Source organism: Streptomyces sp. NPDC038135, from assembly GCF_055601245.1.
In genome coordinates this window covers 577,850-596,686 of the sequence record NZ_JBVJXS010000002.1, presented here as the reverse complement: position 1 = coordinate 596,686, position 18,837 = coordinate 577,850, and the positions used below count along the sequence as shown (strand labels likewise).

Genomic DNA, 18,837 nt, shown 5'->3' with positions numbered 1-18,837 from the left:
AAGACACATCGCCGCCACGAGAGTCGTGCGGTGACTTTTTGCGTCCGGTCCGTGACGCGGTGGTTATCCGATCCGCGACGCGATCATGGTCCGGACCGCTTCCGGGGCGGCAGGGCCCGGCCCGTCACAGGGCGGACGCGCCCCGTTCGCGCAGCGCCTGGTCGTACTGCTGCAGGACCCACATCTCGTTCTGCACGGCGGCCAGTTGGGCCGGGTCGCCGCCGGAGGACAGGCGGGTGAGCTGGGACTGGATGTCGCGGATGCGGCGCTCCACGGCACGGCGGCGGATCTGCACCAGCACCGTGCCGGCGTACGTCTCGTCGACCGTGCGGCGCAGGATCGGCTCGACGGCCAGTTCGGTGACCATGGCGCGGGCGGTGTCGTCGGGCGCGGCGTCGCGCACCCGGACCAGGTACTCCTGGCCGTCCTCGACGCCGTACTCGGCGCCGCCCGCCTCCGCGATGGTCCGGCGCACGGCGGCGTAGGGCGGGGCGGTGAACTCGTCCTCGCCGTACGCGTCGAAGGCCGGGGACACCAGGTCGGGGCGCTGGAGGGCGAGCTTGAGCAGTTCGCGCTCGGCGGCGTAGACGGGGTTGCGCAGAGTGAGGGCCGGGCCGGAGGGGGCCGCGGGGCGGGGCCCGGTCTCCCACTGCTGCTGCGGGCCGCGAGACTGCTGCTGGGGCCCTCCCTTGCCGCGCTCGCGGGCCCAGCGGGCGAGCTGGGCGACCCGCTTGACCACGAACTGGGTGTCGAGGATGCCGAGCATGCCGGCGAGTTGGACGGCGACCTCGTGCTGGGCGCCGCTGTTCTTGATGCGGGCGACGATCGGGGCGGCCTCGTCCAGGGCGGCGGCGCGGCCGGCCGGGGTGTCCAGGTCGTAGCGGGCGACGATCTGGCGAAGCGCGAACTCGAAGAGCGGGGTGCGCGGTTCGGCCAGGTCGGCGACCGCGTCGTCGCCCTTGGCCAGGCGCAGCTCGCAGGGGTCCATGCCGTCGGGCGCGATGGCGATGTAGGTCTCGGCGGCGAACTTCTGGTCGTCCTCGAAGGCGCGCAGGGCCGCCTTCTGGCCGGCCGCGTCGCCGTCGAAGGTGAAGATCACCCGGGCGGAGCCGTTGTCCATGAGGAGGCGGCGGAGGATCTTGATGTGGTCGCCGCCGAAGGCCGTGCCGCAGGTGGCGATGGCGGTGGTGACCCCGGCCAGGTGGCAGGCCATGACGTCGGTGTAGCCCTCGACGACGACGGCCCGGCTGGTCTTGGCGATGTGCTGCTTGGCCAGGTCGATGCCGTACAGGACCTGGGACTTCTTGTAGATCGCCGTGTCGGGCGTGTTCAGGTACTTCGGCCCGTTGTCCGCCTCGTAGAGCTTGCGGGCGCCGAAGCCGACGACCTCGCCGCCGATGTCGCGGATCGGCCACATCAGCCGGCCCCGGAAGCGGTCGATGGGACCGCGCCGGCCCTCCTGCGACAGCCCGGAGAGGATCAGCTCCTTGTCCGTGAAGCCCTTGCCGCGCAGGTAGCGGGTGAGGTGGTCCCAGCCCTGGGGGCTGTAGCCGACGCCGAAGTGGACGGCGGCGGCCTGGTCGAAGCCGCGCTCGGCGAGGAAGACCCGGCCGGTCTCGGCCTCGGCGCCGGTGGCGAGCTGCTCGGCGTACCACTGGGCGGCGACCTTGTGCGCCTCGACCAGGCGGATGCGTTCGCCGCGCTGGTGGGCGGGGTTGTACCCGCCCTCCTCGTAGCGCAGCGTGATGCCGGCCTGGGCGGCGAGCCGCTCCACCGCCTCCGAGAAGGAGAGGTGGTCCACCTTCATGACGAAGGTGATGGTGTCGCCGCCCTCCTGGCAGCCGAAGCAGTGGAAGAGTCCCTTGCTCGGGCTGACCTGGAAGGACGGCGACTTCTCGTCGTGGAAGGGGCAGAGCCCCTTGAGGTTGCCGCCACCGGCGTTGCGCAGCTGGAGGTACTCGGAGACCACGGCGTCGATCGGGACCGCGTCCCGTACCGCCTTCACGTCCTCGTCGTTGATCCGTCCTGCCACGATGCGATTCTACGGGGCTCGTACGACAGTCCCGGTGGCCGCGGAGATCAGGAGCCGAGGCGGTCCAGCGGTACGTGGGGGTCGGCGAGCGCCTCCGTGTCCACCCGGGCCCGGGAACGGATGAGGTTCTGGATGGGCTCTGTGACATCCCACACGTTCACGTTCATCCCGGCGAGGACCCGGCCCTCGCGGACCCAGAACGCGATGAACTCGCGCCGGCCCGCGTCGCCCCGGATGACCACCTCGTCGTACGACCCGGGCGGCGCCCAGCCGCTGTACTCCATGCCCAGGTCGTACTGGTCGGTGAAGAAGTAGGGCACGCGGTCGTAGGTGACGTCTTGGCCGAGCATCGCGCGGGCGGCGGCCGGGCCGCCGTTCAGGGCGTTGGCCCAGTGCTCGACGCGGAGCCGGGTGTCGAACAGGGCGTGCGGGAAGGAGGCGACGTCGCCGGCCGCGTGGATGTCCGGGTCGGACGTGCGCAGCCGTTCGTCCACGACGATCCCGCCCCCGTGCTCCCGACCGGCCAGCTCAAGGCCCGCCGCCTCGGCCAGGGCGGTGCGCGGGGCCGCGCCGATCGCCGCGAGCACCGCGTGGGCGGGGTGCTCCTCGCCGTCGTCGGTGCGGGCGGCGAGGACGACGCCGTCCTGGCCGGCGATCTCGGTCAGCCGCACCCCGAAGCGGAAGCGGACGCCGTGGGCGCGGTGCAGCTCCGCGAAGACGTTGCCCAGCTCGGGTCCGAGGACGCCGTGCAGCGGGGTCGGCGAGGGCTCGATCACGGTGACCTCGGCGCCGTACTCGCGGGCGGCCGCCGCGACCTCCAGGCCGATCCAGCCGCCGCCGGCGATCACCAGGTGGCCGTTGTCCCGGCCGAGCGCGGCCAGGACGCCCTTGAGCCGCTCGGCGTGCGCGAGGCGGCGCAGGTGGTGCACGCCCGCCAGGTCGGTGCCGGGGATGTCGAGGCGGCGGGGTTCAGCGCCGGTGGCGAGCAGCAGCTTGTCGTAGTGGACGAGGGTGCCGTCGTCGCCGAAGCGCAGGGTCCTGGCGGCGCGGTCGATCCGGTCCACGGTCTGGCCGAGGTGCAGCTCGACGTCGTTGCGCGCGTACCAGGCGGGCTCGTGCACGAAGACGCTGTCCCGCTCCTCCTTGCCCAGCAGGTAGCCCTTGGACAGCGGGGGACGCTCGTAGGGGTGGTCGCGCTCGTCGCAGATCAGTATCACCCGGCCGGTGAAGCCCTCCGCACGGAGCGTCTCGGCCGCCTTCGCGCCGGCGAGGCCGCCTCCGACGATGACGAATGTCTGATCCGCGTCGACCACTTGATGCCTCCTCGTAAGGGTGCCGCCACATGCGAGCGTCCCGCACCGGGCGTGCTGCGGGAAGAGGGAGTGCCCCGATCAGGCCACGGGAGGGGCACTTTCCCGGTGGATATGCCCCGTCAGTCTCGCGTGCAGCGAGCGGGCGGAGGCGTCGGTCAGTGAGGCGATCTGGTCGACGATCACCCGCTTGCGCGCGTGGTCGTCGGGCGCCTCGTCGAACAGGGCCCGGAACTGGGGGTCGAGGCCTTCCGGCGCGCGCAGGGTGAGCGCCTCGGCCAGCTCGGCCACGACCACCCGCTGGTCGGCGCGCAGCAGCTCCTGCTCGGCGCGCTGCATGACGAACCGGTCGGCGACCGCCTTGAGCACCGCGCACTCCATGCGGGTCTCGCGGGGCACGACGAGTTCGGCGCCGTAGCGGGTGAGCCGGCCGCCGCCGTACGCGGCCCGGGTGGCGCCCTCGGCGGCCAGGCAGAACCGGCCGATGAGCTGGCTGGTGGCGTCCTTCAGGCGGGCCTGGGCGACCGCCGTCCCGTCGTAGCCGTGCGGCCACCACTCCTGGTTCTGGAGCCGGTCGAGGGCCTCGGCGAGCTCGGCGGGGTCGGTGTCCGCCGGGACGTACCGGCCGACGGCGACCTCGAACACCGCCTGCCGCTCGGGTTCGGCGCGCAGGCACTCCGGGTCGACGTGGCCGGCGTGCAGGCCGTCCTCCACGTCGTGCACCGAGTAGGCCACGTCGTCCGACCAGTCCATGACCTGCGCCTCGAAGCAGGTGCGGGTGCCGGGGGCGGTCTCGCGGACCCAGTCGAACACCGGGCGGTCGTCCTCGTACACGCCGAACTTCACGGACCCCGGGTCGGTGGGGTGGGCGCCGCGCGGCCAGGGGTACTTGGTGGCGGCGTCGAGGGCGGCGCGGGTGAGGTTGAGGCCGACGGAGCCCTCGGGGGTGAACCGCTTGGGCTCGATGCGGGTGAGCAGTCGGAGGGACTGGGCGTTGCCCTCGAAGCCGCCGCAGTCGTCGGCGAACTCGTTCAGGGCCTGCTCGCCGTTGTGGCCGAAAGGCGGGTGGCCGAGGTCGTGCGAGAGGCAGGCCGCCTCGACCAGGTCGGGGTCGCAGCCGAGGGCGGCGCCCAGCTCGCGGCCGACCTGCGCGCACTCGAGGGAGTGGGTCAGGCGCGTGCGGGGACTGGCGTCCCAGGCCTGGATGGGCGTCCCCCCGCTCGAGCGAAGCTGGGAGTGGGGGAGGGTCCCCGGTGTGACCACCTGGGTCTTGCCGGCCAGGCGGCGCAGGGCCGCGGAGTGCAGGACGCGGGCGCGGTCGCGCTGGAAGGCGGTGCGGCCCGGGCGCTTGTCGGGTTCGGGCGCCCAGCGTTCGACCGACGTCGGGTCGTAGGCCGGGGCGGGTGCCGTGCTGGTAGCCGTGGTGCCTTCCATGACTCGACAGTACGGGGCGGTGGTGACAATCGGGGGGCACGGGGCGCCCGATCGGCCTTCGGGGTGTGTCGGGTCCGCGGGCGCCGGCCGCCCGTGTCTCAGGCCGACGCCAGGTCGGCCGCCGGCGCCTGCGCCCGGTCGTAGCGGTGCAGGACCAGGCGGGCCATCGCCTCGTGGGCGCCCAGGGGGGCCGAGGCGATCCACGGCGCCGCCTGCGCGCACTGGGTCGCGAACCGTCCCGGCGCGGTGAAGCAGGAGGCGATCGCCACCCGGTCGCGGCCGCGTGCGGCCAGTGCCCGCAGCGCCGTGGGGACCGTCGGACTCGCCGCCGAGGCGTAGGCGGGGACGACCGGCACGCCGAGGCGCTCGGCGAGGAGGCGGGCCGTGCGGCGGGTGTCGGCGGCCGAGTCGGGGTCGCGGGAGCCGGCCGCCGCGAGGACGACCGCGCCCGTGCGGCGGACGGCGGCGTCCCCGGCCGGGGGCCAGCCGGCCTCCAGCAGACGGGCGTGCAGGGTGTCGACCAGGAGGGGGTGCGGGCCCAGCGGGGCGGCCACGCGCGTGCGGGCCGGCGAGGCGGCGGCCATCTCGGGGATGTCCCGCTTGACGTGGTGGCCCCGGCCGAGGAGCAGCGGTACGAGGATCGCGGGGGCCGCTCCGAGCGCGGCCAGGGTGTCCGGGAGCAGGGGCTCGTTCAGCTCGATGTGGCCGAGGTGGACGGGGAGCCCGGGCCGCCGCTCGCGCACCCGGTCGCGCAGGGCCCGCACGGTCCGCAGCGCGCGCGGGTCGCGGCTGCCGTGGGCGACCAGGACCAGGGCGGGCGGGGCGGGTGCGGGACGGCGGCGTCCGCTCGGTGACACGAGCCGGAGCCGGTCGGCCAGCCGGTCGCCGATGCTGTTCATGAGGTGCGCCGTGCTGTCGAGGTGGAGGGCGGGCTCGTCGCTGAAGGGGTTCGACGCCGTCATGGGATGATCCTGACGTGGGTTCGTTGCGCCGCCGTTGCCGGACGGTCACGGGTGTTTTCCGCGGCTTCACCCCGTTCGGATGCACGCCGTGAGGGCGGACCGGGTCGCCGGAGCGAACCGGATCCCCGTGACCGGCGTCCTCCCGGTCGGAACCGATCAGGAGGGGGCCGCATGAAGACGCGCCGACCGCGGCTGCCGCGCACCCGCAGGGGGTGGCGGCGGCTGGTGCAGTCCGTGATGGCCGGGTGCGTGCTGGCGCTGCTGCCGGTGACCTGGCTGTACGTGTCGACCGCCGACCGGCTGCGGACCGCCGCGGACGTGCCGCGCACCGAGGTGGCGGTGGTGTTCGGGGCCGGGCTGTGGGACGGCGAACCGTCCCCGTACCTCGCGCACCGCCTGGACGCGGCGGCCGGGCTGTACCGGCAGGGGCGGATCGAGGCGGTCCTCGTCACCGGGGACAACAGCCGCGAGGACTACGACGAGCCCGACGCCATGCGGGCCTACCTCACCCGGCACGGCGTGCCGGGAGCGCGCATCGTCAGCGACTACGCGGGCTTCGACACCTGGGACTCCTGCGTGCGGGCCAGGAGGATCTTCGGAGTGGACCGCGCGGTGCTGATCAGCCAGGGCTTCCACATCCGGCGGGCGGTGGCGCTGTGCGAGGCGGCGGGAGTGGACTCGTACGGCCTCGGGGTCGACGCCAAGCACGACGCGACCTGGTACTACGGCGGCACGCGCGAGGTGATCGCGGCGGGCAAGGCGGCTCTGGACGCGGTGTTCCAGCCGGATCCGCGGTTCCTCGGACCGAAGGAGACCGGCGTGGCGCGGGCCCTCGCGTCCGGCCGGTGACCGGGGCCTCACGGCGGGCGGGCGGGCGCGGGGAGGCCGGCTTCCCGGCCGCGTAACAAGGAGCCGCCGCGGGCCGTAACACCGGGGAAGCACGCTGGTCGGCATGGAGACCACCTCGACGCCCACCCACTGCCCGTACTGCGCCCTGCAGTGCGGGATGAACATCACGCCCCTGCCCCAGGGCGGCGTCGAGGTGACCGAACGGCCGGACTTCCCGGTGAACCGGGGCGCGCTGTGCGGCAAGGGCCGTACCGCCGCCCAGGTGCTGTCGCCGGCGGCCCGGCTGACCTCGCCGCTGGTGCGGTCCGGCGGGAAGCTGGTGGAGGCCGGCTGGGAGGAGGCGCTGGACCGGATCGCCGGGGCGCTGTCCGGGGTGCGTGCGCACAGCGGGCCGGACGCGGTGGGGGTGTTCGGCGGGGGCGGGCTGACCAACGAGAAGGCCTACGCGCTCGGCAAGTTCGCGCGGGTGGTGCTCGGCACCTCGCAGATCGACTACAACGGCCGGTTCTGCATGTCCTCCGCGGCGGCCGCCGGCACCAGGGCGTTCGGGCTGGACCGGGGGCTGCCGTTCCCGCTTGAGGACATCCCGCGCACCGGCTGCGTCGTCCTGGTCGGCTCCAACCTGGCCGAGACGATGCCGCCGTCGCTGCGCTTCTTCGGCGAACTGCGCGCCAACGGCGGCACGCTGATCGTCGTCGACCCGCGCCGCACGAAGACGGCCGAGCAGGCCGATCTGCACCTGGCGCCCCGGCCGGGCACCGATCTCGCCCTCGCGCTGGGCCTGCTGCACCTGGTGGTGGCCGAGGGCCGCACGGACGAGCGGTACATCGAGGAGCGCACGTCCGGCTGGGAGGAGGCCCGGGCGGCGGCCATGGCGCACTGGCCGGAGTACGTGGAGCGGATCACGGGGGTGTCCGTTCCCCTACTGCGCCGGGCGGTGCGGATGTTCTGCGAGCCGGAGTCCGCGATGGTGCTCACCGCGCGAGGGCCCGAGCAGCAGTCCAAGGGGACGGACACGGTGGGCGCGTGGATCAACCTGTGCCTGGCGACGGGCCGGGCGGGCCGCCCGCTGTCCGGGTACGGCTGTCTGACCGGGCAGGGCAACGGGCAGGGCGGACGCGAACACGGCCAGAAGGCGGACCAGTTGCCCGGTTACCGCCGGCTGGACGACCCGGCGGCGCGGCGGCACGTGGCCGGGGTGTGGGGCGTGGACCCGGACAGCCTGCCCGGCCCGGGGCGCAGCGCGTACGAGCTGCTGGACGCGCTGGGCACGGACGTCCGGGCGCTGCTGCTGATGGGCTCCAACCCGGTGGTCTCCGCGCCGCGCGCGGCGCACGTGGAGGAGCGGCTGCGCTCGCTGGACTTCCTGGCCGTGTGCGATGTCGTCCTCTCGGAGACGGCCGAACTCGCGGACGTCGTCCTGCCGGTCACGCAGTGGGCCGAGGAGACGGGCACGACGACCAGCCTGGAGGGCAGGGTCCTGCTGCGCCGCCGGGCCGTCGCGCCGCCCGCCGGGGTCCGCAGCGACCTGGAGGTGCTGCACGGCCTGGCCGCCCGGCTCGGCGTGGAGAAGGGCTTCCCGGCCGACCCGGAGGAGGTCTTCGGGGAGCTCCGCCGGGCCAGCGCGGGCGGCGCCGCCGACTACTCGGGCATCACCTACCGCCGTCTGGCGGACGAGAACGGCGTCTTCTGGCCGTGCCCGGAGGCGCCGGCGTGGGAGGCCGACGGCGCGGCCGCCGGGGCCCCCGCGCCGGACGGGCCCGCCTCGCCTCCCGTCCATCCCGGCACCCCCCGCCTGTTCCTCGACCGTTTCGCCACCGACGACGGCCGGGCGCGGTTCGCCGCCGTGGCGCACCGGGCCAGTGCGGAGGAGCCGGACGAGGAGTACCCGCTGCTGCTGACCACCGGCCGGGTGGTCTCCCAGTACCAGTCGGGGGCGCAGACCCGCAGGGTGGCCGAGCTGAACGCGGCCGCGCCCGGCCCGTTCGTCGAGCTCCATCCGCGTCTCGCGGCCCGTCTCGGCGCCGCCGAGGGCGACCCGCTGGCGGTGGTCTCCCGGCGCGGCCGCGCCGTGGCCCCCGCCCGCATCACCACCGCGATCCGCCCCGACACGGTCTTCATGCCGTTCCACTGGCCGGGCGAGGGCCGGGCCAACACCCTCACGAACCCGGCCCTCGACCCGACGTCGAAGATGCCCGAGTTCAAGACCTGCGCGGTGCGGGTGGAGCCCCTAGGGCCACCGGCGTAGGGAGCCGGGAGGCATCCGGGCCGGCCTCCCTCAGCCGCGTGCCAGCCAGTCGCCGCTCGTGATCCGCCGGCCCCCGGCGCGCAGCCGGGCGGCGACGGCGGGGGCCGCCAGGTAGACCCACGCCCGGGTCGTGCCGCCGTCGGGGCGCTCGACGGGGCGGGCGACCCGTTCGTAGAGGTTGCGGGGGTCGCCCGGGACGTACTCCTCCAGGCGGTCCAGCTCGGCCAGGAGTGCGGCGTACGACCGCGCCGAGGCGGTGACGAGTTCGCCGCTGACCGTGCCGCCGGGCTCCTCGACGGCGTAGGGGTAGCCGGGGCCCTCGTACAGCGCCGCGCCCGCGAATCGTCCCGCTTCCTCCCGCTCGGTCCGGCCACGCAGGAACAGGCCGTGGTTGCGCTCGCCGGGGCGCAGGGTGCCGTAGACGAAGAACGGCAGCGGGTCCAGGGCGTCCGAGGTGATCACGGAAACGATTCTCCTCCTGCGCCGCCTTCTCACACATCTCCATGAAGGCGCTATGGACATGACATGTCATGGCCCCTTAAATCTCAGTCAACACAGCGCGCCCCCGCCCCCCACGCCTCGAAGGCGCCTCCCCCAAGGAGACAGATGAGTCGGATACGTCAGCACGTCCGGGGTTCCCGTCGTCTCGCCACCGCCGGCGCCGCCGTCACCACCGCGGCCCTCCTCACCGCCGCCCTCTCCCCCGCCGCCCACGCCGACGGCCGCCCCACCCGGGCCACCGCCGTCCAGAACGCGGCCTCGGCGATCCTGGCACAGGCGCGCAGCCTCGGCCTGACCTCCGCCCAGGACACCAGCGTCCGGGACGTGATCGTCGACGGCAACGGCACCCAGCACGTCCGCTACGACCGTACGTACCATCAGCTTCCGGTGCTCGGCGGCGACTTCGTCGTCCACCTGGCGCGGGACGGTGCGTACCGCGGCGCCGACCGCGCGACCAGGACCAGGATCTCGGTCCCCACCACCACCCCGAAGCTGACCGCGCCCCGGGCCGCCGACCTCGCCGTGAACGCCCTGCGCGCCGCCAACCTGGGCGAGAAGCTCCGGCAGGTCAAGGCCAGGCCCGAGCTGGTCGTCGACGCCCTGCACGGCGCCCCGAAGCTCGCCTGGCGCACCAACGCCGCCGGCCTGGACTCGCTCGGCAACCCGGTCGCCCGGACCGTGCTGACCGACGCCCGCACCGGCGCCCAGATCGACGCCTGGGACAGCATCGAGACGGTCACCGGCGACGGCAAGTCGCTGTACAGCGGGACCGTGCCGATGGAGAGCACGCAGTCCGGCTCCTCGTACCAGCTCAAGGACCCGACCCGCGGCAACACCTACACCGGTGACGCCGAGGGCAAGACCGACCTGTGCTTCTTCGGGATCTGCTTCAGCCGGGCCCCCGCGACGCTGTTCACCGACGCCGACAACCACTGGGGCACGGGCGCCACCGCCGACCGCGCCACGGCCGCCGTCGACGCCCAGTACGGCACCAACGAGACCTGGGACTACTACAGATACGTCCACGGCCGCAACGGCATCGCGGGCGACGGCAAGGGCTCGTACAACCGCGTCCACTACGGCAGCAGCTACAACAACGCCTTCTGGGACGACAGTTGCTTCTGCATGACGTACGGCGACGGTGACGGCACCACCTTCGGGCCGCTGGTGGCGCTGGACGTGGCCGGGCACGAGATGAGCCACGGCGTGACGTCGAAGACGGCCGCGCTGACCTACTCGGGCGAGTCCGGCGGCCTGAACGAGGCCACCTCGGACATCCTCGGCACGATGGTCGAGTGGTACGCGAACAACTCCTCCGACCAGGGCGACTACCTCATCGGCGAGAAGATCGTGAAGCCGGGCTTCGGCAAGGCGGCCCTGCGCTTCATGGACAAGCCGTCCAGGGACGGCAGCTCCGCGGACTACTGGAGCTCATCGGTCGGCAACCTCGACGTCCACTACTCCTCGGGCGTCGCCAACCACTTCGCCTACCTGCTGGCCGAGGGCAGCGGCGCGAAGACCATCAACGGCGTCGACTACAACTCGCCGACGTCCAACGGCTCGACGGTCACCGGCATCGGCCGGGACAAGGTCGGCAAGATCTGGTACCGGGCGCTGACGGTCTACATGACGTCCTCCACGAACTACGCGGGCGCCCGCACGGCCACCCTGAACGCCGCCAAGGACCTGTACGGCGCGGGCAGCGCGGAGTACAACGCGACGGCCGCCGCGTGGAGCGCGGTCAACGTCAACTAGAGCACGACGAGGCGCGTTCGGGCGGCCGTCCCGGTCCATTGGGTACCGGGGCGGCCGCCCTTCTCGCGCGCCGTGCGGCCCGGCGGCCCGCGCCCGCCCGCCGTGGCGGCCGGCCAGGGCGCCCACCAGCCACGCGTGCCGCCCCTCACCCGTTCACCCCCGCCCCGCGCTCCATTCGTGTGCTCTTCCCCGAGCACCTGCGGCACGCCTGTGACCAGGCATGATCCGTCTCCGCTAGCCCGTGTGGGGGTCCCGCGCGCCACCCGTTCAGCACGTTCCTGACCGGGCGTCAGCAAGCGCCGCGGCCCGAGTGCGATTTTCCTCGGAGGAGCAGGGGCGCGCCCCTGGACGAGTCGGAGGAACGAGACGGACAAGCCCTGGGGAGCACCATGCGACGCACCGCCCGTCTGCTGACCGGTACTGCGCTCGCCGTGGCCACGGCGGGACTCGCCACGGCGCCGGCCCACGGCGGCGAAGGCCCGGCGGCGGCTCGCCTGCGGAGCGCTCCGGCCGCGGCCGGGAGCGGCAGCCTGCAGGTGGACCCGGCCACCGCGGTGCCCGGCGGCCAGGTCACCGTGAACACCGCGGCGTGCGGCGAGAAGGCCGGCGCGATCGCCGACGCGGGCGCGGTCGGCGCCGGAACCTTCATGCTGGCGCCCGGCGCGGACGAGGGCGGGGCGAGCGGCGGGTTCCGGGTCCCGCCGGGCGCCCAGCCGGGCACGTACGAGATCGTCGCGAAGTGCGCCGACGGCGCCCGGCAGGTCACGGGCGACCTGGTGGTGGCGCTCAGCACGGCGCGCATGGGCGCGGAGCACGAGCAGGTGCGGCCGCGGGGAAGCGTGAAGACGGGGGTCGGCGGCGCACTCGGCACCGACCCCGTGCAGACCGCGGCGGGCGTGACGGCTCTGGCCGTCGCCGCCGCGGGCGGTACCTGGCTCCTGCATCGCCGGGCGAGAGGCGACGGGATCTGACGGACACCCTCCGCTGTCCGTCCGCCGGTACCGCAGAATCCCGCCCCCTCCGGGTCCGACGCCCCTCGCGGCCCGGAGGGGGAGGGGGTCCGCCCCGTGGCGGGCCGAACCGAATCCGAAGGGCCCGTTCGGGGTGCGCCCCGGGAAGAGGGGATCTCATGCGCAGAGTCGGGGACACCGCCATAGCCGCCGTCACCGTGGTCGCCCTCGGCTCGGGGACGTGGCTGCTCGCCGCTCCGGACGTGACGCACGCGCCGCCGCAGCCGCCCGCAGCCGAGGGCCGGCCCGACCCGGGCGAGGAGCGGCTCGGGGCCACCGCGCTGGCGCCCTCCCCGCCGACCCGCATCCGCATCCCCTCGATCCGGGTGAACGCCCCGCTGACGGGCCTGGGCCTCACCCCCGCGGGCAGCCTGGACGTGCCGCCCGCCGGGAACAAGAACCTCGCCGGCTGGTACGAGGCCGGCACCACACCCGGCGAGACGGGCACCGCGATCGTCGCCGGCCACGTCGACAACGCCGAGGGCCCGGCCGTCTTCTACGACCTGGGCGCCCTGAAGCGCGGAGCCGTCATCGAGATCGACCGGCGCAACGGAGGCGTGGCCGTGTTCACCGTCGACGCGGTGGAGGTGTACCCGGCCAGCGCCTTCCCCGACGACAAGGTGTACGGCGCGGCCGGGCGGCCGGAGCTGCGGGTCATCACCTGCGGCGGCGGCTACTCGAAGGCCACCGGGTACCAGGGCAACGTGGTGGTCTTCGCCCACCTGACCGGCAGCCGCTGACGACCGCCTCCGAGGCCGGCGCGGCGGCCCCGCCCCGGCGTTCACGCACCTCACGGCCCTCCTCCGGCGCCCGCCGGGACCCTCACACGCCCGGCCCCGCACCGCTGAGGGCAGCGTTCCCCCCGGGAAACAGGGGTGATGCGGCCGGGTAACGTCGAAGCCGCACGCTGCGGTGCATGACCTCGAATACGCGTGTGGTGGTGATCGGCGCCGGCCTCGCGGGCGTACGGCTCGCCCGGCGGCTCGGTGAGCTGGGCACGCCCGCGCTGCTCGTCGGCGAGGAGGAGCACCGGCCGTACAACCGGGTGCTGCTCGCCGAGGTGCTGGCCGGGCGGTACGCCCCGGAGGTGATCGCCCTCCCCGTGCCCGGCGGGCTCCGGCGCGCCCGGGTCACCGGCATCGACCGCGCGGCCCGGCGGCTGCGCTGGGCCGACGGCTCTTCGATCGGATACGGCACCCTGGTGCTGGCCACCGGGTCCAACCCGGTGCTGCCGCCGCTGCGCGGGCTGTTCACCCCCGACCGCCGGCTGCCCGAGGGCGTCCACGCGTTCCGCACGATGGACGACTGCCTGGGCCTGTCCAAGGCGGTACGGCCGGGCGCGCGGGCGGTCGTCGTCGGCGGCGGGCTGCTCGGGGTGTCCGCGGCCCGCGCCCTGGCCGTGCGCGGCGCGCAGGTGGTACTGGCCCAGCAGGCGGAGCGGCTCATGGAGCGCCAGCTCGACCCGAGCGCCTCCCGGCTGGTGCTGCGGCACCTGACCGGCCTGGGCGTCGAGGTGCACACCGAGTGCCGGGTGCGGGACGTGCGGTGCGTCGGCGGCGCGGTCCGCTCGGTGGAACTGGCCGACGGGTACGCCCTGGACGCCGACCTGGTGGTCCTCGCCTGCGGGGTCCGCCCGCGCACCGGTCTGGCGGAGCAGGCCGGCCTCGCCGTCCGCAAGGGCGTCCTCGTCGACGACGAGCTGCGCACCTCCGACCCGCACATCCACGCCCTCGGCGACTGCGCCGAGCACGACGGCACGGTCTACGGCCTCGCCGCCCCGGCCCTGGAACAGGCCGAGGCGCTGGCCGCCCTGCTCGCCGGCGACGCCGGCGCCCGCTACCGCGGGACCCGGTCGCTGACCCGGCTCACCCTGACCGGACCCGACTCGCCCTTCGACCTGGCCGCGTTCGGCGAGACCGAGGCCCGCCCCGGCGACGACGTGGTCCAGCTCGCCGACGCCACCCGGGGCACCTACCGCAAGGTCGTGGTCCGCGACGACCGCCTGGTCGGCGGGGTCCTGGTCGGCGAACTCGGCACCGTCGGCGCGCTGGCGCGCGCCTGGGAGGGAGCGGAGCCGCTCCCGTCCGACGGCGGCCCCCTGCTCCACCTGCTCACCAACGACGGAGGCTCCTGATGACCGCCACCCCGGAGGCCGCTTCGGAGGCCACCCCCACGATCGTGCTCGTCGGCCACGGCATGGTCGGCCAGCGCTTCCTCGAAGCGCTCGCCGAGCGCGGCCTGACCGCCACGCACCGCGTGGTCGTGCTGTGCGAGGAACCGCGTCCGGCGTACGACCGGGTGCAGCTCACCTCGTACTTCTCGGGCCGCACACCCGAGGAACTGTCCGTGACCGACCCGGAGTTCATCAAGGACCACGGGATCGAGCTGCACGTCGGCGACCCGGCGCGGACGGTCGACCGCGAGGCGCGGACGGTGACGGCCAGGTCGGGTCTCGTCGTCGGCTACGACGTCCTCGTCCTCGCCACCGGCTCCTACCCGTTCGTGCCGCCGATCCCCAACAAGGACGCGACCGGCTGCTTCGTCTACCGCACCATCGAGGACCTCCTCGCGATCGAGGAGTACGCGCGGACGAGGGCCGCCACGGGTGCCGTGGTCGGCGGCGGCCTGCTCGGCCTGGAGGCGGCGGGCGCGCTCAAGGGGCTCGGACTCACCTCCCACATTGTGGAGTTCGCGCCGCGCCTGATGCCGGTGCAGGTGGACGACGGCGGCGGCGCGGCGCTGCTGCGCACCATCGAGGACATGGGCCTGAGCGTGCACACCGGTGTGGGCACGCAGGAGGTCGTCGTCGGCGAGGACGGCGCGGTCACCGGCATGAGGCTGTCCGACGGTTCCGAACTCGCGACGGACCTCGTGGTGTTCTCCGCCGGCGTCCGCCCCCGCGACCAGCTCGCCCGGGACTGCGGCCTCGCGGTCGGCGAGCGCGGCGGCGTCACCGTCGACGAGCAGTGCCGTACCGTCGCGGACCCGCGCGTGTTCGCGATCGGGGAGTGCGCGCAGGCGTCGGACGGCCGGGTGTACGGCCTGGTCGCCCCCGGCTACGAACAGGCGGAGACGGCGGCGGCGGCCATCGCCGGGGACGAGGCATCCTTCACCGGCGCCGACCTGTCGACCAAGCTGAAGCTGCTCGGCGTGGACGTGGCCTCCTTCGGCGACGCCCACGGCACCGCCGAGGGCTGCCTGGACGTCGTCTACTCCGACTCCCGCGCGGGTCTGTACAAGAAGCTGGTCGTCGGCCGGGACGGCACGCTGCTCGGCGGCATCCTGGTCGGTGACGCGGACGCGTACGGCACCCTGCGCGCGCTGACCGGATCGGTTCCCCCGGTCTCCCCCGAGTCGCTCGTCCTGCCCGCCGGAGCGGACTCCGGGGCCCAGCTCGGCCCGTCGGCCCTGCCGGACGAGGCGGTCGTCTGCTCCTGCCACAACGTCAGCAAGGGCGCCATCCGCGGCGCGGTCACCGAGCACCGGTGCACCACCGTGCCCGAGGTGAAGAAGTGCACCAAGGCCGGGACCGGCTGCGGCAGTTGTGTGAAGGTGCTCGGGCAGCTCGTCACCGCGGAGCTGGAGGCGTCCGGCGTCGAGGTCGACAAGGGCCTGTGCGGCTGCTTCGCCCGGACCCGCGAGGAGCTGTACGAGATCGTCCTCGCCCTGCGCCTCACCTCGTACCAGGAGCTGCTGGACCGGTACGGCCGCGAGGACGCCCGGGGCGGCGACGGCTGCGAGGTGTGCAAGCCGGCGGTGGCCTCGGTCATCGCCTCGCTCGCCCCGGTGATCGGCGCGAGCGGCTATGTGCTGGACGGCGAGCAGGCGGCCCTGCAGGACAGCAACGACCACTTCCTCGCCAACCTGCAGAAGAACGGCTCCTATTCGGTCGTGCCGCGCATCCCCGGCGGTGAGATCGCGCCCGAGAAGCTGATCGTGATCGGCGAGGTGGCCCGGGACTTCGGCCTCTACACGAAGATCACCGGCGGTCAGCGGATCGACCTGTTCGGCGCCCGGGTGGAGCAGCTGCCGCTGATCTGGGCCCGTCTGGTGGACGCCGGCTTCGAGTCGGGCCACGCGTACGGCAAGTCGCTGCGCACGGTGAAGTCCTGCGTGGGGCGGACCTGGTGCCGCTACGGCGTGCAGGACTCGGTCCGCATGGCCATCGACCTGGAGCTGCGCTACCGGGGCCTGCGCTCGCCGCACAAGCTCAAGTCGGCCGTCTCGGGCTGCGCCCGGGAATGCGCGGAGGCCCAGTCGAAGGACTTCGGCGTCATCGCCACGTCCAACGGCTGGAACCTGTACGTCGGCGGCAACGGCGGCGCCACCCCGCGCCACGCCGACCTGCTCGCGCAGGACCTGTCCGACGCCGAACTGGTCCGGCTGATCGACCGGTTCCTGATGTTCTACATCCGCACCGCCGACCGCCTCGAACGCACCTCCACCTGGCTGGAGCGGATCCCCGGCGGCCTGGACCACGTGCGGGACGTGGTGGTGCACGACTCGCTCGGCATCTGCGACGAACTGGAGTCCCTGATGCGGGCCCACGTCGCGCACTACCGGGACGAGTGGGCCGAGACCATCGCCGACCCCGAGAAGCTGGCCCGGTTCGTGTCCTTCGTGAACGCCCCGGACACCCCGGACCCGGTCGTCGCCTTCGTCCCCGAGCGCGACCAGATGAAGCCCGACCTGCCGCTGCTGTCCATCGGCCTGCGACCGGCCGACGACGTCCTGGAAGGAAGCGCCCGACGATGACCCTGGCACCCGAGACGACCGATCTGCTGGTCCAGCTCCGGCTGGAAGACGGCTGGTTCACCGTCTGCGACCTGCACCGCCTGGTGCCCGGCCGCGGCATCGCCGCCCTGCTGCCGGACGGCCGCCAGGTGGCGGTGTTCCGGGACCGCGCGGACCGGCTGTACGCCATCGACAACCGCGACCCGTTCGGCGGCGCCGCCGTCCTCTCCCGCGGCCTGACCGGCACCCACCGGGGCCGGCCCTTCGTGGCCTCCCCCCTGCTGAAGCAGCGCTTCGACCTGGAGACCGGGCAGTGCCTGGACGACGAGTCGGTCCGGGTGACGGCGTACGAGGTGCGCCGAGCCTGACGCACCGGGCGGGACGGCGGCGCCCGGGTACAGCGGTGACCCGGGCGCCGCCGTCCCGTCGTCGCGTGGGCCGGTCAGACCCGCAAGGCGTCGTACCGTACCCCGGTCAGCTCCTCCGAGGCGGCCCAGAGCCGGGCCCCCGCCTCGTCGTTCAGGGTCCAGGGGGCGCGGCGGGAGGGCGCCGGGGAGCCGCGCCACATCGCGAAGGACGGCCCCCAGAACGAGTCAGGCCGTACGCCGGGGGCGGTCGCCGCGTACAGCGTGGGCAGCGCGCCCGCCTCGGCCGGCTGGGCGAAGACGCGGTTGGCGAGCTCGATCATCCGCTCGGCTCCCCGGCGGCCCTCGGCGCGCGGCCCGGCCGTCTGGAGGTTGGTGGCCGCGTACCCGGGGTGCGCGGCGGCCGCGACGACGCCTGAGCCGTGGGCGGCCAGCCGGCGGCACAGTTCGTGGGTGAAGAGCAGGTTGGCGGTCTTGGAGCGGGCGTAGGCGGTCCAGCGCCGGTAGTGCCGCTCGCTGTTGAGGTCGCGCGGGTCGATGTTGGCGAGGACGTGCATGAAGCTGGACACGGTGACGATCCGGGCGCCGGGGGCGGCCAGCAGGGCGGGCAGGAGCAGTCCGGTGAGCGCGAAGTGCCCGAGGTGGTTGGTGCCGAACTGCCGCTCGAACCCGTCGGCGGTGGTGCCGTAAGGCACCGCCATCACGCCGGCGTTGTTCACGAGCAGGTCGAGCCGTTCGTACGGCAGCCCGGCCGTGAACTCCCGGACGGACGCCAGGTCCCCGAGGTCCAGCCGGCCGAGCTCCACCCGTGCGTCCGGCACCTCGCCCCGCAGCCGCTCGACGGCGTCCCTGCCCCGCGTCTCGTCGCGGCAGGCGAGCACCACCCGGGCCCCCTTGCGGGCCAGCTCGCGCGCGGTGACGTAACCGAGGCCGCTGTTGGCCCCGGTGACCACGGCGGTGCGGCCGCTCTGGCCGGGGACGTCCTGCGCGGTCCAGCCCATGCGGGCCCCTCCTCAACTGGACAGGGCGGCCGGGCCGACGGCTCGGCCCGCATCCTGGCGGGTCCAGCGTAGGCGCCGGGGGCACGGTTTCCCGCGGCGACATGACGGTCTACCGCCGAAGCCCCAGGTCGCGCTGGTACCAGGTGCCGCTCTTACCGCCGAGGTGAGCCGGGTCGGCCGGGCCGACGGGCACGAACCCGGCCTTGACGAGCACCCGGTGGGACGCGGCGTTGCCATGGCCGGCGGCCGCCCGCAGGGTGCGCAGCCCGTGCCGCGCCGCCGCCAGCCGGCACAGCTCCCGGACGTTCGCGGTCGCCACCCCGCGGCCCGCGACATGCCGCGCGACCCGGTAGCCGAGCTCGGCGGCGCCGTCATCGATGTCGTACAGGTTGAACCGGCCCAGGACCGAGCCGTCCCCGGCGACGAGCGCGTAGAAGGCGCAGACGCCGGCCTCCTGCTCGGCCAGCAGGGCGTCGTAGCGCTCGGTGAACCGGGCGAAGAACTCGTCGCCGCGGTCGGAGACGGAGGCGGCGAAGTAGGCGCGGTTCGCCAGCTCGAAGGCCAGCACCGCCGGGGCGTCACCGGCCTGCAGCCGCCTCAGCTCGGACACCGCGCGACCGTACTGGGACGACGCGC

At 74.3% G+C, this 18,837-nt stretch carries 15 protein-coding genes; 8 read left to right on the top strand and 7 right to left on the bottom strand.

All coding sequences use genetic code 11. The annotated features are described in order from the left end of the window. Nucleotides 1-124: 124 nt before the first annotated feature. The 4 genes from dnaG to ACZ7JA_RS06975 all read right to left on the bottom strand — a co-directional run bounded on the left by dnaG (nucleotide 125) and on the right by ACZ7JA_RS06975 (nucleotide 5,738). Nucleotides 125-2,032: a DNA primase gene (gene dnaG, locus ACZ7JA_RS06990; protein WP_351659677.1), complete on the bottom strand. Its 1,908-nt coding sequence runs from the start codon at nucleotides 2,030-2,032 to the stop codon at nucleotides 125-127. A 47-nt stretch (nucleotides 2,033-2,079) separates the two neighbouring features. Then, a complete protein-coding gene (locus ACZ7JA_RS06985) occupies nucleotides 2,080-3,345 on the bottom strand; it encodes an NAD(P)/FAD-dependent oxidoreductase (protein WP_470807543.1) in 1,266 nt (421 codons plus the stop codon). Between the two features lie 78 nt (nucleotides 3,346-3,423). Continuing rightward, nucleotides 3,424-4,776, bottom strand: coding sequence for a deoxyguanosinetriphosphate triphosphohydrolase (locus ACZ7JA_RS06980; protein WP_389299687.1), 1,353 nt, complete (start codon nucleotides 4,774-4,776; stop codon nucleotides 3,424-3,426). Between the two features lie 98 nt (nucleotides 4,777-4,874). Then, a complete protein-coding gene (locus ACZ7JA_RS06975) occupies nucleotides 4,875-5,738 on the bottom strand; it encodes a sirohydrochlorin chelatase (protein ID WP_470807542.1) in 864 nt (287 codons plus the stop codon). A gap of 171 nt (nucleotides 5,739-5,909) precedes the next feature. On the opposite strand from ACZ7JA_RS06975, the gene ACZ7JA_RS06970 reads away from it, so the two are divergent. Both ACZ7JA_RS06970 and ACZ7JA_RS06965 read left to right on the top strand, forming a co-directional pair. Continuing rightward, complete coding sequence (locus ACZ7JA_RS06970) at nucleotides 5,910-6,587, top strand: SanA/YdcF family protein (RefSeq protein WP_470807541.1); 678 nt, start codon at nucleotides 5,910-5,912, stop codon at nucleotides 6,585-6,587. Nucleotides 6,588-6,690: 103 nt separating this feature from the next. Continuing rightward, entirely contained in the window at nucleotides 6,691-8,835 is a 2,145-nt protein-coding gene (locus ACZ7JA_RS06965) for a molybdopterin oxidoreductase family protein (protein WP_450742783.1), read from the top strand. A gap of 30 nt (nucleotides 8,836-8,865) precedes the next feature. Here the strand turns inward: ACZ7JA_RS06965 and ACZ7JA_RS06960 are convergent, their stop codons facing one another. Next, a complete protein-coding gene (locus tag ACZ7JA_RS06960) occupies nucleotides 8,866-9,294 on the bottom strand; it encodes a gamma-glutamylcyclotransferase family protein (RefSeq protein WP_351660178.1) in 429 nt (142 codons plus the stop codon). A 147-nt stretch (nucleotides 9,295-9,441) separates the two neighbouring features. Here ACZ7JA_RS06960 and ACZ7JA_RS06955 point away from each other — a divergent pair, with 147 nt between their 5' ends. The 6 genes from ACZ7JA_RS06955 to nirD all read left to right on the top strand — a co-directional run bounded on the left by ACZ7JA_RS06955 (nucleotide 9,442) and on the right by nirD (nucleotide 17,203). Then, complete coding sequence (locus ACZ7JA_RS06955) at nucleotides 9,442-11,091, top strand: M4 family metallopeptidase (protein WP_389299678.1); 1,650 nt, start codon at nucleotides 9,442-9,444, stop codon at nucleotides 11,089-11,091. A 389-nt stretch (nucleotides 11,092-11,480) separates the two neighbouring features. Beyond that, nucleotides 11,481-12,062 (top strand): hypothetical protein, encoded by a 582-nt coding sequence (locus ACZ7JA_RS06950; RefSeq protein WP_389299675.1) that lies wholly within the window; start codon nucleotides 11,481-11,483, stop codon nucleotides 12,060-12,062. A 158-nt stretch (nucleotides 12,063-12,220) separates the two neighbouring features. After that, complete coding sequence (locus tag ACZ7JA_RS06945; RefSeq protein ID WP_389299672.1) at nucleotides 12,221-12,841, top strand: class F sortase; 621 nt, start codon at nucleotides 12,221-12,223, stop codon at nucleotides 12,839-12,841. Between the two features lie 176 nt (nucleotides 12,842-13,017). Further along, complete coding sequence (locus ACZ7JA_RS06940; RefSeq protein ID WP_470807539.1) at nucleotides 13,018-14,235, top strand: NAD(P)/FAD-dependent oxidoreductase; 1,218 nt, start codon at nucleotides 13,018-13,020, stop codon at nucleotides 14,233-14,235. Further along, nucleotides 14,235-16,856: a nitrite reductase large subunit NirB gene (nirB, locus tag ACZ7JA_RS06935; protein ID WP_470807538.1), complete on the top strand. Its 2,622-nt coding sequence runs from the start codon at nucleotides 14,235-14,237 to the stop codon at nucleotides 16,854-16,856. The genes ACZ7JA_RS06940 and nirB overlap by 1 nt, the downstream gene beginning before the upstream one ends. After that, nucleotides 16,853-17,203, top strand: a complete 351-nt coding sequence (nirD, locus tag ACZ7JA_RS06930) for a nitrite reductase small subunit NirD (protein ID WP_351659644.1) — start codon at nucleotides 16,853-16,855, stop codon at nucleotides 17,201-17,203. Before nirB ends, nirD begins: the two co-directional genes overlap by 4 nt. Nucleotides 17,204-17,277: 74 nt before the next feature. On the opposite strand, the gene ACZ7JA_RS06925 is transcribed toward nirD, so the two are convergent. Beyond that, a complete protein-coding gene (locus ACZ7JA_RS06925; RefSeq protein WP_470807537.1) occupies nucleotides 17,278-18,201 on the bottom strand; it encodes an oxidoreductase in 924 nt (307 codons plus the stop codon). Nucleotides 18,202-18,310: 109 nt separating this feature from the next. Next, nucleotides 18,311-18,811 carry a GNAT family N-acetyltransferase gene (locus ACZ7JA_RS06920; protein ID WP_389446810.1) on the bottom strand — a complete coding sequence of 167 codons (501 nt, stop codon included), beginning with the start codon at nucleotides 18,809-18,811 and terminating at the stop codon, nucleotides 18,311-18,313. Nucleotides 18,812-18,837 lie beyond the last annotated feature (26 nt).